The sequence below is a fragment of the Rhizobium sp. SU303 genome, from assembly GCF_021052345.1.
Lineage (GTDB): Bacteria > Pseudomonadota > Alphaproteobacteria > Rhizobiales > Rhizobiaceae > Rhizobium > Rhizobium laguerreae.
In genome coordinates this window covers 2,059,683-2,074,983 of sequence record NZ_CP088095.1, presented here as the reverse complement: position 1 = coordinate 2,074,983, position 15,301 = coordinate 2,059,683, and the positions used below count along the sequence as shown (strand labels likewise).

Below are 15,301 nucleotides of genomic sequence, written 5' to 3'. Positions count from 1 at the left end.
CTGTTCATCCGTCAGTTGCCGGCGACCTTGGCCTTGATGTCCTCGTCGATGCGGGCATAGGCGTCGTCGAGCTTCATTTCGCCGGCGATCACCTGGCTGATGCGGGCGACGATGGCGCTGTAATAGGCATCCGACCACTTCCAGCCCGGCAGCTTCATGGCGGGTGCCGCCGTCTGGCCGGCCGCTTCGACGAAGGCCTTCAGCGCGGCCTGCACATGCGGATTGTCGGTCTTGAAGCTCATCTCGCCGGCGGCGACGCCCTTATGCGCAGGAATGAACAGGCTGCGTTCGGCAAACTCCTTCTGCACGTCGGCACCAGCCAGGTAATCCATCACCTTGGCGACGTCCTTCGGGTTCTTGGTGTATTTGACGGCGACGAGACCGGCGCCGCCCTGCATGCCGGTGCAAGCGGCCGTGCCGCAGGGGCTTCCGGCCATCACCCAGTCGAAATTATCGCCGATCTTCTGGGCAAAGCCCGAGACCTGCCAGCTGCCCGAATAAAGATAGGCAAGGCCGCCATTGATGAAGTCCTCGGCGGCGGAGCGGTAGGTGGTGCCGGCAGCACTGACCCAGACATCCTTGTTGATGGTGCCGTCCTCGTTCCACTTGACGAAGCGGCTGAGGAAGTCCTTGGCGCCCTGGTCGATCGGCGCCGGCTTGCCGTCGGCGGCGATGTAGTTGGCGCCGTAGGAGATGTTCGGGCCTGAGACGCGGTGGCCGGAGCGGTCGATCGCCATGGCGAAGACCTTCTGGCTGTCGGCGACCTTCTTGGCGGCCGCCGCCCAGTCGTCCCAGGTGGCTTTCGGGCCGGGGATCTCGACCCCGGCCTGCTCGAACAGCGTCTTGTTGACGAAGCCGCCGGTCAGCGTCAGCTGTGTCATGAAGCCGGTGATGGCGTTCGAGCCGTCCGGACGCATCCAGTCGGCCTGGGCGCCGAAATTATCCTCCCAATATTTCGCGTCGGTGAGGTAGGGGCGAAGATCGAGCCAGTGCTGGGCAGGCGCCTTCAGATTGGTGAGGCGGGCGATATCCGGCCCCTGCCCGGCTTCGAGCTGCACCGGCAGCTGTTCCTTGACGACGTCGTAGGAGACCTCGTCGAGGATGACGTTGACGTCGGGATTGGCCTTGGAAAAGCGCGAGAGCAGATCCTTGATCACCTCGCCTTCGCCGCCATCGGAATACCACATGATGCGCACGTCGCCGGCATGGGCGGCAACGGAACTCAACATAATTGCAGCAAAAGCCGCGCCGATCGATTTCATTCTGGTCATTTTCTCCTCCTCTTGACCAATATATTCATGCGGCCGGTCCTCCACCTGCCGGACATGTCGTCTACGAGGCAGCGCGCCGAGGCTGCCTGGCCGGTATCTTCAGATGTACCGCGTCTCCCCGCACCGACCAGTCCGGCGGGCGAAGAATACGGCCCTCGGCGCGCACGGTGCCGTCTTCTTCGAAGACGACCCGGCCATAATCCGGATCGACGACGATAAATGCACCCTCTTCGTCGCGGCGGGCCGAAAGCGCGGCAAAACGCGCCTGCATGCCGTCAAGGCTACCCTCGCGCCCGAGATCGGAGAGACGGACGATCCAGCGGCCGTTGCGGCCGGCCAGACGCAGCTCGATATCCATCGTCGGGCCTTGCTTTACCGGCTCCAGTGCGCCGTTGCCGATCAGCATCGCAATGCCGTTGCCCGAACGGGCGAGCGCCAGATTGCCATCAACCAACTTATCGTCGAAAGCCTCGAGCGGGAACCAGGCATGGGTGAAATCCGGCTGGCCCTCGTGGATCTCGAAATTGAGGATCGCCAGATCGCGATACTGATGCACCCGCGGCAGCGTTCCGCAGCCGCCCCAGAAGCTCGGCCGGCCATAACCGAACTGGATGGTTTCGCCGGGATGATTGATCCAGATCTGCGCTTCCGGCCGGTGACCCAGACGCAGATGCAGCACCGTCTCCTGGTAGCCCCATGCTCCGGGGCGATAATGGGCGATGGTGCCGAGCGCGGTGTCACGGGTCTTATAGTGGTAGAGGGCGGCGAAACGGTTCTCACCCTGGGAAAAGGTCCATTCCTGCGCCTCGTCCGACTGGTGCGCCGCAATCGCCGCAAGCGCTTCGGGAAAACGCAGGCCGTGATCGCGAATGCAGACGGCAAGCTGTGGCAAAGCGTGGACACGCCGGCCGTACCAGCCGCGGCCCCAGAGCAGCCGGGCGATAGCTGACAGTTCGACCGAGCGGCCGGGGCGTAGCGTGTGTTCGTAGGAGCGGCCCTGGCTGCCGGTCAGCATGCCATGATGGGCCGAGCGTGCGACGATCTCCATCAGGCGAACGATGCTGGCACTCGCCCGGTTGCGGATCGTCTCATCCGGCGCGCAGGCGGCCAGCGCCGTCAGCCCCTTGAGATCGATCGGGAAATAGGGAACGGAATTCCATTCGGCCATTTCCCAGCGCTCGAAATGATCGAGCCAGGCGCGGACACGCTCTTCGCCAACCTTCATTTGCTCGGCGCCAGTGCGGCCGGAACGGACGAAGACGGCATCGGGGAACAGCCTGCCGCCGAGATAGGCGGCCGTGTGGAAGAGAAGCGCGTGGTTTTCCGAGAAATACCACTGAACGTCGTTGCCGGGCTCATCCATCCAGTAGCGGTAATTGAGGACGGCGTTCTCGATCCTGTCGCGCAGCGCAGGCGACAGCAGATCGCTCCAGCGCGTATAGGCAAAGAGCAGCGGCACCAGCACGAAATCGGCGCAGTCGTGACAATCCTCGATAACAGGCAGCATGGCCGAGATCATCGCCTCGGTTTCCTCGCCCCCCTGCCCCAGCGCAAGGCGCGCGAAAGCGCAGACCGTGTCGGGCTCCGAATGGGCGGCGACCTCGGCCAGCGCCTCGGCGACGCGGTCCTCAAGGGTGGCGGGTGCCTCGCCCTGTCGCTCAGGATGACAGATCTCGACGCCGAGCGTGCGACCGAGCGAAAGCGTACCTGCTTTGAACGTGATGCGGAAATGGCGGAAATCGGCGGGCATATCAGCCGAGGTTCCGAGCGCAAGTTTCGTTGCTCCCGCTTCCAGCTCGAAATCATAATCGAAGCGCTCGATCGACATGAAGTCGCCTTCGATCTCGATATGGCAGCTCAGTGCCACCGGCAGCGGCGCGGGGCAGAGGATGGTCACGTCTTCGCCCAGATAAGCGGTGCGGTCGAAGCGCATGCCTTCAAGGATCGCCTCCAGCGCATCCGCATCACCGGCGGCGATGGGAACGGGCACTGATGTTTCGACACTAGGCCCTTCGACATAATCCAGCTGGAAATAGAAACGGGCGTCACGCTCGGCGAGATCGTCGAAATAGACGCGGATCTCGTTGGGGCCGGCCGCCAGCTCGACCTCGAAGTCTTGCTGAGCTTCGAGATTGCGCTGGTAAGGCGCCATGAAACCCTGCTCGAGGCCATTGACGAAGAGGATCGCGCCGCCGCAGGTCGACAGCCGAAGCGTGGCACGTCCCGCGGAGCGGGCATCGAGGAAGGTACGCGCCCAGCAGCCGATGCGTGTCGGGCGAAACCAGAAGCCGGAGAGATCGACACGCGGTGAGGCAAAGGGAAGCCACCAGCGGACGGCATCGAATTCGGCTGTCGGCTGCGGCCGCCGGCCGGAGAAGGATTTTTTGAATTCGGTGCGGCAGGGATATTCATGCGGAATGAAGTTCTTCGTCTTGGTGACGAAGAAAAACGGATCCATGCTGCCGTCCATCGGACGGTCGGCGACGTCGTAGCGCTGCTGCCACAGGTCGGCGAGCTGCCAGTAGACGATCGGGCTAGCCTTGGCCGTTGCACGGCGGAGATGGGATTGCTGCTCGGCGGTCATGCTTCAGCCCGCTCAAGCCTTGGAACGCCGTGTAAAACGCCGGCGCATGGATTGGCCCTCTAGCCGCATCTTCAAAGCCTCCCTGCTCTGCCGCTCGTCGCGGACTCCTCAGCAACGATTGTGCACAGGCATTCCATTTGCGCAATCTGAAAGATTTTTGCATAGTAACAGGCGGCGAGGAGACGACATGGCGGCGGAAGAGAAAAAAGGCAGGCGCACGCGCCTCGACGACATTGCCGCCAGATGCGGCGTCTCGATCAGCACGGTGTCGCGTGCGCTGGCCGGCGAAAAGGGCGTCAGGCCGGAGATCCGCAAGCTGGTGCTGGAAACGGCAAGTGCGGTCAGCTACGCGCTGCCGGCGAGCGTTGCCGGCAAGAAGGTCATGCTCGTCGCCTCCGGGGCGGCGATGATCGACTATGTCCGCAACCAGTTTACGGTCTACGTGCTCGAAGGATTGAATGCGCGAGCCGCCGCCCTCGGCATCGAACTGGCGATGCGCCCGGTCGCCGACAAGGGGGACGAAGCCCGCGTCGTCGCCGAGATGCGTGACGATCCGAGCTTCGGCGGCATGCTGATCCTGACCGTCGACGAAGAGGAGATGCTGGCTGCGGCCGCTGATCTCGGAAAGCCCGTCGTGCTCGTCAACAGCGACGATCCCTATATGCGGCTTTCAAGTGTTACGCCCTGCAACCGTTCAGCCGCCTTCATCGCCGCCGAGCGGCTGATCAAGGCCGGGCATCAACGCATCCTGTTCATGCTGAGGCCGGGTCGGCGGACGATCGAGCGGCGCCTCGAGGGTTGGCGCGATGCCCTGCAGCACCATGGGCTGACGGCCGATGCCGATCTGGTGCTCGAAGTCGACGACTGGCTGCCGGAACTCGGCGCCGAGGCGGTCACCCGTCTTGTCCGCGAGAAAGGACTCACCTTCACCGCCATCCTGACGGCGGGCGACAGTCTTGCCAATGGCGCGGTGCGCGGCTTGCAGGCGATGGGCTATGCCGTGCCGCAGGACATCTCCGTCATGGGCATAGACGATCTGCCGCAGTCGGCCTTTCTCAATCCGCCGCTGTCGACGGTGCATATTCCGATGCGCGAACTCGGCGCCACCGCGCTCGATCTGCTGCGCGACATGATGCTCGGCCTTGCGGCCCCACGGCGGCGGGTCGAGCTTGCCTGCCATCTCGTCGAAAGGGGTAGCGTTGCAGCCGTCAGGCATGTGCCTGTCGTAACGGAAGGTCGCTGACGAGCCACGGTGGTCGAGGGTATCAAGCCTCGATAAAGCTCGCTTCGAACAGTTCTCGCGCATAGGCATCATGCGTGGTGCCGGCCTGCAGGTCCGCTTTGGTGAGCTCGTCCACGAAACAACCATTCTTCATGATCAGCACCCGGTCGCACATATGGGCGATGACCGCGAGGTCGTGGCTGACGAGAAGATAGGTCAGGCCCTTTTCCTCGCGTTGGTCGGTCAGCAGGTTGAGGATTTCGGCCTGGACCGAGACGTCGAGCGCCGATGTCGGCTCGTCGAGCAACAGGATGGGCGGCGACAGGATCAGGGCCCGGGCGATGGCCACCCTCTGCCGCTGGCCGCCGGAAAGCTCGTGCGGGAAACGGTTTGCGAAGCTCGCCGGCAAACCCACCTGGATCAATGCCTTTTCAACCTTCGACCAGATGTCGGAATGGCCCATGGCGCGCAGCGGTTCCGCAAGGGCGGTGCCGATACGGTGGCGCGGATGCAGGGATCCGTAAGGGTCCTGAAACACCATTTGTGCGAATTTCAGCTCCTCGCGGGAGCGTTTCTTGCCGATCGGTTTGCCGCCAAGTTCGATGTGACCGGTCCAACCGGCCTCCATGCCGGCAAGGCAACGCAGCACAGTCGATTTGCCGCATCCGGATTCACCGACAATGCCGAGCGTCTCCCCCTGGCCGACCTGAAAACTGATGCCCCTGACGACATGGTTGCTTGATTTGCCGGAGGCAAAGACGACATCGAGGTCACGCACATTGATCATTGCGCCGTCTCCAGATCGAGTTTCGTCCTGTCGAGAACCGCAAGCCGGCGAACCGGATTCCTGGGGTCGGGCAGCGCAGCGATCAGCCCGCGGGTATAGGGATGGCGCGCCTCCTCCAGACTGGTCAGTGTTTCCACGATCCGGCCGGCATACATGACGATGATGCGCTCGCAAAAGGCTGCCACCATGCGAATGTCATGGCTGATCAACAGCAGACCGGAATTGTTCTCGCGCACCAGCTCATCGAGCAGCAGCAGCACGTCCTTTCGGACGCTGACATCAAGCGCCGAGGTCGGCTCGTCGGCGATAACAAGCTTCGGCCGCGCCAGCAGCATCATGGCGATCATCACGCGCTGGCCCATGCCGCCCGAGATCTGGTGCGGATAAAGCGCCATGACCCGCTCCGCATCGGTGATGCGCACGCGCTCCAGCATGGCGCGGGCAGCCTCATGCGCCTGTTTCTTGTGAAGACCGAGGTGAAGGCGGGCGGCTTCGGCTATCTGTTTACCGATCGAAAGCACCGGATTCAGCGAATAGCGCGGATCCTGCATGATCAGCGCGATATCCTTGCCGCGCAGCGCGCCCATCTGACGTTCGGTCTTCGACAGCAACGAACTGCCGGCGAGATCCAAACGCTCGGCCGAGACCACCGCGGCCGGCGGCAGAAGCCGCATGATGGCGCGACCGGTCGTCGATTTGCCGGAACCGGATTCTCCGACGATCCCGACGCGTTCGCGCCCGACGTCGAAAGTCACGTTGGAGACGGCGGGCACGGCGCCTCGGCCGAAACGAACGCTCAATCCTTCGACGGAAAGAACGGGCTGCAGATCACGATCTTGCATGGCGAGGATCCAGAATGTCGCGCAGAGCATCTCCGGCGATGTTGAAGGCAAGGCTGGTGAGGAGGATGGCGATACCCGGCATCACGGCAACCCACCAATAATCGAGCATGAACTTGCGGCCGCTGGAGATCATCGCGCCCCATTCCGGCGCCGGCGGCTGGGCGCCAAGCCCGAGGAAGCCAAGGGAAGCGGCCGTCAGGATGATACCCGCCATGTTGAGCGTCAGGCGAACGATGACGGATGGCACGCACATGGGCGCGATATAGAGGAGAAGAATACGCATCGGCGAGGCGCCATAAAGGCGGGCGGCGACCACGTAGTCGGCGTTTCTGACGACAAGGGCCTCGGCGCGCGCGAGTCTCGCGATCGGCGGCCATGCGGTCAACGAAATCGCGATGATTGCCGTGGTCAATCCGGCGCCGAGTGCCGCAGCAAAGGCGAGCGCCAGGATCAGCGACGGGAAAGAGAGAACGATGTCGGTGGCGCGCATCAGCAGCGCATCGGTGCGCCCTCCGAAGAAGCCGGCAACGACGCCGATCAACAGGCCGATCGGCCCGACGATCAGGGAGACCGAAAATACGGTCTGGATGGTGATGCGCGTGCCAAAGATCAGGCGGCTCAAGATGTCGCGGCCGAATTCGTCCGTGCCGGCCAGATGCGCGAGGCTCGGCGGCTGCAAGGCATCACCAAGCCTCTGCACGACCGGATCGTAAGGCGCAAGCAGCGGCGCGAAGATCGCGATCAAGCAAAGCAGACCGAGGATGACGAAGCCTCCGAGACCAAGCGGCTCGGCAGCCAATTTGCGGCCGGCGCGCGCAAACGAAGCCGCGATACGGGTCGACACACTTGGAGGGCGGATCTCTATCTCGCTGCGGATGACATCGCTCATCGGGCCGCCTCCCGCATGCGCGGATCAAAGACGGCGTAAGCGACGTCGGCCAGGAAGTTCAACAACATGAAGATGAATCCCACAATGATGGTGCCGGCGACGATGGCGTTCATATCGCCGATCATCAGCGCGTTGGTCATGTACTGGCCAATGCCCGGCCAGGAGAAAACGATCTCGGTCACGACAGCGCCTTCGAGCAAGCCGCCATAGGAAATGGCAAGGATGGTGATCAGCTGCACCGCAATGTTCGGCAGGACGTGGTGCCAGATCGTGCCGAGGGGGCTCACCCCCTTGGCTCGGGCCGCGATGACATAATCCTGGCTCAACTGCTCCAGGGTGAAGCTGCGCGTCATGCGGGTGATATAGGCCATCGCCGCATAGGCAAGGATGACGGCCGGAAGAATGATATGGCCAAGCGCATTCCAGAAGATTTCCGTCTCGCCCTGCAGCAGGCTGTCGATCAACAACAGCCCGGTGTGCGGCGTGACGAGGCCTTCGTAAAAGACGTCAATCCTGCCCGGCCCGCCGACCCAGTTGAGGCCGGCATAAAAGATGACGAGCCCGACGATGCCGAACCAGAAAACCGGGATCGAATGACCGACGAGCGCGACCACGCGGGCCGTCTTGTCGATGAAGCTGTCGCGAAACAGTGCTGCGACCAGCCCGAGCGGCACACCGACGAAGGTCGAAATGATCACCGCCAGCGTCGCAAGTTCAAACGTCGCCGGAAAGGCTTGAGCGAGGTCTGCAGAGACCGGATTGCCGGTGAGGACGGCGGTGCCGAAATCACCATGCGCCAAACCGTTCAGATAGAGGAAAAACTGCTGGTAGATCGGCAGATCGAGCCCCAGACGCGCCCTCATCGCCGCATAGGCAGCGGGATCGGCGAGCTCGCCGACAATCGCGCCGACCGGATCGGTGGGCAGGATACGGCCGATCACGAAGGTCACACATAAGAGGATGAACAGGCTGACCAGTAAATGCGCCAGGCGTCGGCCAAATTCGGCTACGGAGAGTTCCTTCATGATCGGCTGTCCTGGAGTATTACTGGGTTTCGACCTTGGTCACGTTCTCGAGACGCGTCAGCTGAGACGGGTGGCCGACATAGCCCTCGACCTTGGTGGACAGGACGATCGGTTCAAAGCGCTCGAAGAGCGGAAGCACCGCCGGCTTCTGGTCGACGAACATCTTCTGCATCTGAACATAGAGTTCACCGCGCTTCTTGGCGTCCGGCTCCATGGATGCCTTGGCCGTCAAGGCCGTCAGCTCGGGAATGTCCCAGCCCGAACGCCAGACGAAATTGCCGGCATTGTTGGCTTCCTTCGAGTTGTCGGGATTGGAGGAAAACTGCTCCATCGAGCCGAGGACATTCGGCATATAGGCGCTGGTCTGCGGGATCAGCAAATCGAAATCCCGGGCGCGATGGGCGGCGATGATTTCCGAGCCGTTGCCCTGCTGGATGTCGATCTTGATGCCGATCTGGGCAAGCGATGCCTGGATGGCGGTGGCCAGATCGATGCGCGGCGTTTGCGCGATGGTCTTCAGCGACAGCGAGAAGCCGTCCTTGAAGCCTGCCTCGCTCAGCAGCTGCTTGGACTTTTCGACGTCGAGATGCCAATCGGGATTCGGGATGGCATATTCGAAATTCTCCGGAACGGGAACGTTTCTGGCCCGGCCGTAAGGACCCATGATGGTCTTTTCGATGCCCTTGTAGTCGATGCCATAGGCAATGGCTTCGCGAACCTTCGGGTTGGAGAGGTATTTGTTGCCGGCATTCATCGACAGCACGTAGAAACCGCCCGTCGGAATACGCTGGATAGCAAAGCCCTTCTTGTCCTGGAACGTCGCGAGATCCGAGGCGGTCAGCGCGCTGGCAATATCGATATCGCCGCGTTCGAGCATCAGCCGTTCGACCTGGCTTTCAGGCACATGCCGGACGATGACGCGACGCATCTTCGGCGCGCCGGTCATATAATCCTTGTTGGCATCGAGGATTACCAGTTCGTTCGGAGACCAGCGATTGAGGGTGAACGGACCGGAGCCAGCCGAATGGGTTCGCATCCAGGCGTTGCCGTAGTCGTTGTCGACGGCATGGCTCTCGACCTCGACGCTGTCGACCACGCTGGTCGTCGTCGTCGTCAACCGGTAGAGTAGAAGCTCGGCCGTCACCTGATCGGAGAGATCGATCCGCACCGTCTGGTCGTCGACGGCCTTGACGAGCTTTTCGACATTATCCTTGTCGTAGCCGACGCGCTTGAGGTTGGCGGCGGCGGCCTGGTCCATCTTCAGGAGCCGCGCCAATGAATAGACGACATCCTTCGAGGTGACCGGGTTGCCGGAGGCGAAATTGGCCTTGCGCAGCGTAAAGGTGATGCCCTTGTCGTCAACCTTCCAGCTTTCCGCTAGCTGCGGAAGGATCTTACCATCAGCCGTGCTGGCGACCAGCCGATCGTACAGATTCGACATGATCTCGACCGCCTTGCCTTCGGTCGCCTGCTGCGGATCCAGCGACAGAACCTGCGCCAGCGATGTGCCGACCACCAGTTGGTCCTGCGGGGTGGCGGCCTGCATCTGTGGTGCAGCGATCGTCAGAGCGCCAACGACGGCGCCGACGAACAAGCCCTTAGAAAAATGCTTCATTGTCAGTCCTCCCTAGACTACTATAAAAGACATATTATGTCGCCCGTATGTCGTATTATGATTTATCGAAGTCTGATATGATTTGCAAGACCCGAGCGGGGGACTTGATGCAAAGGGATTGGGGGAACGGACAATGACGACACTCGGCGGTGGCCGGCAAAGACTGGCGCAGCAGGTCATCGATCAGCTGCGGGCGCAGATCGAGACGGGGAAGCTACGGGTCGGCGACCAGCTGCCGACCGAGCCGCAGCTTGAAGCGACATTCGGCGTCAGCCGCACGGTGGTGCGCGAGGCCATTGCCGATCTGAGGTCTGCAGGCTTCGTCAAGCCGATCCAGGGCAAAGGCGTCTTCGTCGCGGACCCGAAGGCGCATTCGGTCCTGTCACTGACGCCGGTGGAAATCAAGAGCATTCCGGAAACCCTGGAATTGCTGGAGTTTCGTATGGCGGCCGAGGGTGAAGCGGCGGCAATCGCCGCCTATCGCCGCACGGCCGAGCAGGAGGCGGCAATCCGTGAGGCCAACCGCAGAATGGCGCACCTGATCGAAACCGGACAGCAAACCGTGGAAGCGGATTACGCCTTCCACATGGCGATTGCCGCCGCCACGAACAACCGATTCTATGTCGATGTCCTGCGCCATTTCGGCCCCAGAGCCATCCCCCGCGGCCAGTTTCCGACGCTGCCTGAGGCCAATGACCGCAGCTATCTTCAGAAGGTCTATGCCGAACATGTGGAAATCCTGTCGGCGATCGCCGATCAGGATCCCGAACGCGCGCGCCAGGCAATGCGGGCCCATATGCTGGCCAGCCAACGCCGCTACCGCATGCTCGCCGAGCAGCAATAGGGCTCGACACTCTTCCAAATTCATATTATGTCATATGACATTATGTAATTTCGAAAGAGACTCAAATGTATCTGGGAACACAGGTCGCAGCGCGGGATGACGACGATTATCGTATCTTCGCGCAACTGGGTGTGAAGCATATCAATGCCGACCCGCCGGGAAAGCCGAGCAGCTGGACGCTCTCCGATCTTGAGCGGCATCGCGACAAGGTCGAAAGCTTCGGCCTCATCCTCGACATGATCCAGTTGCCCCTGCCCTCGCAGCCGATCGAGAAGGCTTCCTATCCCGATATCCTGCTTGCCGGCCCCGAGCGCGACAGACAGATCGACGCCGTCTGCAAGCTGATCGAGAATGCCGCCGCCGCCGGCATTCCTGCGGTGAAGTACAATCTCAACCTGATCGGCATTCCCCGTACGCCGGATGAACCGGGACGCGGCGGATCGCTGAATGCGAGCTTCCGTTGGGACAAGACGGATCAGCAGGCCGAGCCCGGTCTTGCCGGCGTGCTTTCCGAGGACGAAAACTGGGAGCGGATCGACTATTTCCTGGAACGCGTCGTTCCTGTCGCTGCAAGCAACCGCGTCCGGCTCGCCTGCCATCCGCACGATCCCTATACGCCGCCGGGCTATCGCGGCGTCACGCGTGTGCTGGGTACGGTGGAAGGCCTGAAGAAATTCGTGCTGATGCGCGAAAACCCGTATCACGGCCTCAATTTCTGCCAGGGTTCGATCGGCGAGATGCTGGAAAATCCCGGCAAGGAAATCGACGATGTCATCCGCTGGTTCGGCCAGCGGGGCAAGATCTTCAATGTTCACTTCCGCAATATTCGCGGCGGTAAGCTGTCCTTCATGGAGACCTTCCCTGAAGAAGGCGACATGGACATGGTCCGCTCGGCCAGGATCTACAAGGAGGTTGGTTTCAAATACATGCTGATGCCCGACCATGTGCCGACCGTCAGCGGCAAGGATCCAACCGCCACCGCATTTGCCTTCTGCTACGGCTATATCGCGGCACTTCTGCAAGTGCTCGAGAGCGAGTGAGCCGGTTTTCAACACCTAAAAAATAGGACTTCATGATGAACCCGATTGAATTGAAGAAGGCCGTCGGTAGTGGTCTCCTGTCGTTTCCGGTGACCCATTTCGACGATCAACTCAAATTCGACGAAGCCAAGTATCGCCGTCATGTCGAGTGGCTTGCAGGTTATGACGCTGCTGCACTGTTTGCCGCCGGCGGCACCGGTGAATTTTTCTCGCTTAATCCGGCCGAGATTCCGCAGGTGATCCGAGCCGCCAAGGCGTCGGCGGGCAAGACGCCGATCATTTCGGGAACCGGCTACGGCACGTCGCTCGCAATCGAGATCGCCGTCGCGGCCGAGAAGGCCGGCGCGGACGGACTGCTGCTGTTGCCGCCCTATCTGATGTTTGCCGAACAGGCGGGTCTCATCGCCCACGTCAAGGCGGTCTGCCAATCGGTCGGCATCGGCGTCATCGTCTATAACCGCGACAACGCCATTCTGACCGCCGACAGCATCGCGCGCCTGGCGGAGGAATGCCCGAACCTGATCGGCTTCAAGGACGGCGTCGGCGATGTCGACAAGGTGATCGAGATCACTACCCTGCTTGGCGACCGCCTCGTCTATGTCGGCGGCATGCCGACCCATGAGGTTTATGCCCAAGCCTATTTCGCCGCAGGCGTGACAACCTATTCATCGGCCGTTTTCAACTTCGTCCCCGCCCTCGCCCAGCGCTTTTACGGCGCCTTGCGCACCGGCGATCAGGCAACAGTCGACGAGATCCTCAAGGGCTTCTTCTTCCCCTTCGTCGCCTTGCGCAACCGCAAGAAGGGATATGCCGTCTCGATCATCAAGGCCGGCCTTCGCGTCCTCGGGCAGAACCCAGGCCCCGTGCGCCCGCCTCTGACGGATCTTACCCAGGAAGAGCTCGCGCTGCTGGAAAAGATCGTCCAGGCCAACGGCGTCACACGGATCGCGGCGGAATAATATATCGCGGCAGTAGGCCGCCGGGGTGGCCCGGCGGCTGTTCGCACCAACGACGGACATCGGCTCGGCTTGGATAGACGACCGCTACGGGGCCGGAAGCGGCGCGTCTGTTATCGGGGCGAGTTCAGCAGAAGCTGACATTCGGCATTCGACCCCACGTCGGACATTCGCGCGTTATAATCTGGTATGCATTGCGCCGGATCTACACCATCATCGATCCTGAATAGTTGTCGATTTGGCATTCATGGGCGCAAAACCAAACTGTGCCTTGAAGGCTCGGCTGAAGGCTGCTTCGGAATCATAGCCCACTTGCCTGGCGACCGACCCAACCTTGGCATCAGGCTGGCGCATCAAGCCCAAGGCGAGCGTCAGCCGCCAGCGACTGTGGTAGGAAAGTGGCGCTTCTTTCACCAATGCTGTAAATCGCGCCGCGAAGCCTGACCGGGACAGGCCCGCCACGCGAGCCAGATCGAGCACGGTCCAGCGCCGATAAGGTTCGTCGTGGATGGCCTTGAGCGCGCGGCTGATGCGCGCATCCCCGAGCGCTCCAAGCCAGCCGACATTGCCGCCCCGCTCGATCCGCACCCAGCTCCGCAGGATACTGATCACCAGCACGTCGATCAGCCGTGAAATCATGATGGACGCGCCGGGATACACCTCCTGGGCTTCCTTCATCATGAAGTAGCCAAGGCCCTCGGCCCAGCCGGCGGTCTCGCCGCTGGCTTTTGGAATGTGAATGACCGATGGCAGTGCCGATACGAGCCAGGGCACGGAAGCGCTTTCGAACCGAAAGGCTCCGGCGATAAGCTTGGTCTGTTGGCCGCCTCCGCCGTGGGAGACATTGAGTTTTTCGGCGGTAACCTGCGCCGCCATCAGGGCTGCCAGGTCAGCCTCAGATGCACACTCGCCATCGCTCAAGCCGTGCCCAAGGCCTCGCGGCAGCATGATCAGATCGCCAGTTGCCACCTGCAAGGCATGGCCCTGATCGTTCACAACCGTCAGGCCCCCTTCGAGCAAGATGAAGAAATAAGCCGCTCCCGGATGAAAGCGTAGCGCCCATGGTTGGCTGAGCTCGACCGTAAAGACGATTTCGCCATGCAGGCTGACCATGGCCAAAATCTGGGAGAGCAGATCCACCCGAGAGGCGAGCATGATCGCATTTTTGGACGATGGAGCATGCATTGCGGGGCTCGGGTCATGGTGATCCATCTCGGTAAGCCCTAGTTTGGTTTTGTCTTCAAAGAGGAATTATCCGGCAGTTCAAGCCTTTCCGCGAAGGCAAGGCCATCCTGGTCTCCTGCCGTCGTGTAGGTGACAGCATTGCAGATTATCCGAATTAAGCAATCGCGCTGATGCGCCCTATAGGAGCTCCAAATGAAATCTCTTCTTATGTCCGCTCTGATGTTAACGACCGCCATGCTTGGTGCTGCACCCGCAAGGGCCCAGCCGGCTCTCCCGGATCAAACAATTAAGAATATCGTTCTTGTCCACGGCGCCTTCGTCGACGAAACCAGTTGGGACGGCGTCGCTGCAATCCTGACCGCCAAGGGCTACAAGGTGACTGCGGTAAAGAACCCATTGACCTCGCTTGCTGACGACGTCGCTGCCACCAATGCGGTGCTGGATGCGCAAAATGGCCCGGTTGTCCTGGTGGGCCATTCCTGGGGTGGCGTGGTGATCGGCGAGGCGGGCGACAACGCCAAGGTGGCATCACTCGTCTATGTCTCAGCCTTTGCGCCCGAGAAAGGTGAAACCATCACAGCATTGGCAGCCAGCGGTCCGGCAACCCCCGGAGCGGCGGCCATTCGGCCAGACGCAAAGGGTTACTTGACCATCGATCCTGCAGTATTCCCCAGTGCAGTGGCGGGCGACCTGCCCAAGAAGATCGGTGAAGATCTGGCAGCGCACCAGATGCCGATCAACCACACTGCCTTCGATGCACCTGCTGAGGCCGCGGCATGGCACGACAAGCCAAGCTGGTACGTCCTGAGCTCCAAGGACCTCGTCCTTGATCCCCACGCACAGGCTTTCTTTGCCGAACGGATGAAGGCCAAGGTGACGACGGTCGAGGGTAGCCACGCCTCGCTGGCCTCGCACGCCAAGGAAGTGGCTGCGGTCATAGAAGCGGCCGCAGGAGCAAAGTAGCCCTCTTCAACCGATGCTATCGCCCGCCTAGCGGTGGTCGGTAGCATCGATGTGCAACGATCCCAGTCGCAGGGTCGC

Annotated in this window: 13 protein-coding genes; 5 read left to right on the top strand and 8 right to left on the bottom strand. The window is 61.6% G+C overall.

The window, feature by feature from the left end:
• Positions 1 to 11 precede the first annotated feature (11 nt).
• A complete protein-coding gene (locus tag RlegSU303_RS10430; RefSeq protein WP_168280286.1) occupies positions 12 to 1,271 on the bottom strand; it encodes an ABC transporter substrate-binding protein in 1,260 nt (419 codons plus the stop codon).
• Positions 1,272 to 1,332: 61 nt separating this feature from the next.
• Positions 1,333 to 3,855 (bottom strand): hypothetical protein, encoded by a 2,523-nt coding sequence (locus tag RlegSU303_RS10425; protein ID WP_231283795.1) that lies wholly within the window; start codon positions 3,853 to 3,855, stop codon positions 1,333 to 1,335.
• Positions 3,856 to 4,042: 187 nt separating this feature from the next.
• Between RlegSU303_RS10425 and RlegSU303_RS10420 the strand changes: the two genes are divergently transcribed.
• A complete protein-coding gene (locus tag RlegSU303_RS10420; RefSeq protein WP_017960391.1) occupies positions 4,043 to 5,098 on the top strand; it encodes a LacI family DNA-binding transcriptional regulator in 1,056 nt (351 codons plus the stop codon).
• A gap of 22 nt (positions 5,099 to 5,120) precedes the next feature.
• Here the strand turns inward: RlegSU303_RS10420 and RlegSU303_RS10415 are convergent, their stop codons facing one another.
• The 5 genes from RlegSU303_RS10415 to RlegSU303_RS10395 are packed head-to-tail and all read right to left on the bottom strand — an operon-like array spanning position 5,121 to position 10,235.
• A complete protein-coding gene (locus RlegSU303_RS10415) occupies positions 5,121 to 5,864 on the bottom strand; it encodes an ABC transporter ATP-binding protein (protein WP_131622635.1) in 744 nt (247 codons plus the stop codon).
• On the bottom strand, positions 5,861 to 6,706 hold the full coding sequence (locus RlegSU303_RS10410) for an ABC transporter ATP-binding protein (protein ID WP_131630425.1): 846 nt from the start codon (positions 6,704 to 6,706) through the stop codon (positions 5,861 to 5,863). The genes RlegSU303_RS10415 and RlegSU303_RS10410 overlap by 4 nt, the downstream gene beginning before the upstream one ends.
• On the bottom strand, positions 6,693 to 7,595 hold the full coding sequence (locus RlegSU303_RS10405) for an ABC transporter permease (RefSeq protein ID WP_017960388.1): 903 nt from the start codon (positions 7,593 to 7,595) through the stop codon (positions 6,693 to 6,695). The genes RlegSU303_RS10410 and RlegSU303_RS10405 overlap by 14 nt, the downstream gene beginning before the upstream one ends.
• Complete coding sequence (locus RlegSU303_RS10400; protein ID WP_168280288.1) at positions 7,592 to 8,620, bottom strand: ABC transporter permease; 1,029 nt, start codon at positions 8,618 to 8,620, stop codon at positions 7,592 to 7,594. Before RlegSU303_RS10400 ends, RlegSU303_RS10405 begins: the two co-directional genes overlap by 4 nt.
• Positions 8,621 to 8,639: 19 nt before the next feature.
• Positions 8,640 to 10,235, bottom strand: a complete 1,596-nt coding sequence (locus tag RlegSU303_RS10395; RefSeq protein ID WP_168280289.1) for an ABC transporter substrate-binding protein — start codon at positions 10,233 to 10,235, stop codon at positions 8,640 to 8,642.
• A gap of 133 nt (positions 10,236 to 10,368) precedes the next feature.
• On the opposite strand from RlegSU303_RS10395, the gene RlegSU303_RS10390 reads away from it, so the two are divergent.
• The 3 genes from RlegSU303_RS10390 (at position 10,369) to kdgD (ending at position 13,078) form a co-directional block, all read left to right on the top strand.
• A complete protein-coding gene (locus RlegSU303_RS10390) occupies positions 10,369 to 11,079 on the top strand; it encodes a FadR/GntR family transcriptional regulator (RefSeq protein ID WP_011651913.1) in 711 nt (236 codons plus the stop codon).
• Positions 11,080 to 11,144: 65 nt separating this feature from the next.
• Positions 11,145 to 12,119, top strand: a complete 975-nt coding sequence (locus RlegSU303_RS10385) for a mannonate dehydratase (RefSeq protein ID WP_003539520.1) — start codon at positions 11,145 to 11,147, stop codon at positions 12,117 to 12,119.
• Positions 12,120 to 12,151: 32 nt separating this feature from the next.
• Entirely contained in the window at positions 12,152 to 13,078 is a 927-nt protein-coding gene (gene kdgD / locus RlegSU303_RS10380; RefSeq protein ID WP_131622629.1) for a 5-dehydro-4-deoxyglucarate dehydratase, read from the top strand.
• Between the two features lie 210 nt (positions 13,079 to 13,288).
• On the opposite strand, the gene RlegSU303_RS10375 is transcribed toward kdgD, so the two are convergent.
• A complete protein-coding gene (locus RlegSU303_RS10375; protein WP_231283794.1) occupies positions 13,289 to 14,287 on the bottom strand; it encodes an AraC family transcriptional regulator in 999 nt (332 codons plus the stop codon).
• A gap of 165 nt (positions 14,288 to 14,452) precedes the next feature.
• On the opposite strand from RlegSU303_RS10375, the gene RlegSU303_RS10370 reads away from it, so the two are divergent.
• Positions 14,453 to 15,223 (top strand): alpha/beta fold hydrolase, encoded by a 771-nt coding sequence (locus RlegSU303_RS10370; protein WP_131622627.1) that lies wholly within the window; start codon positions 14,453 to 14,455, stop codon positions 15,221 to 15,223.
• The last annotated feature ends 78 nt before the right edge of the window (positions 15,224 to 15,301 follow it).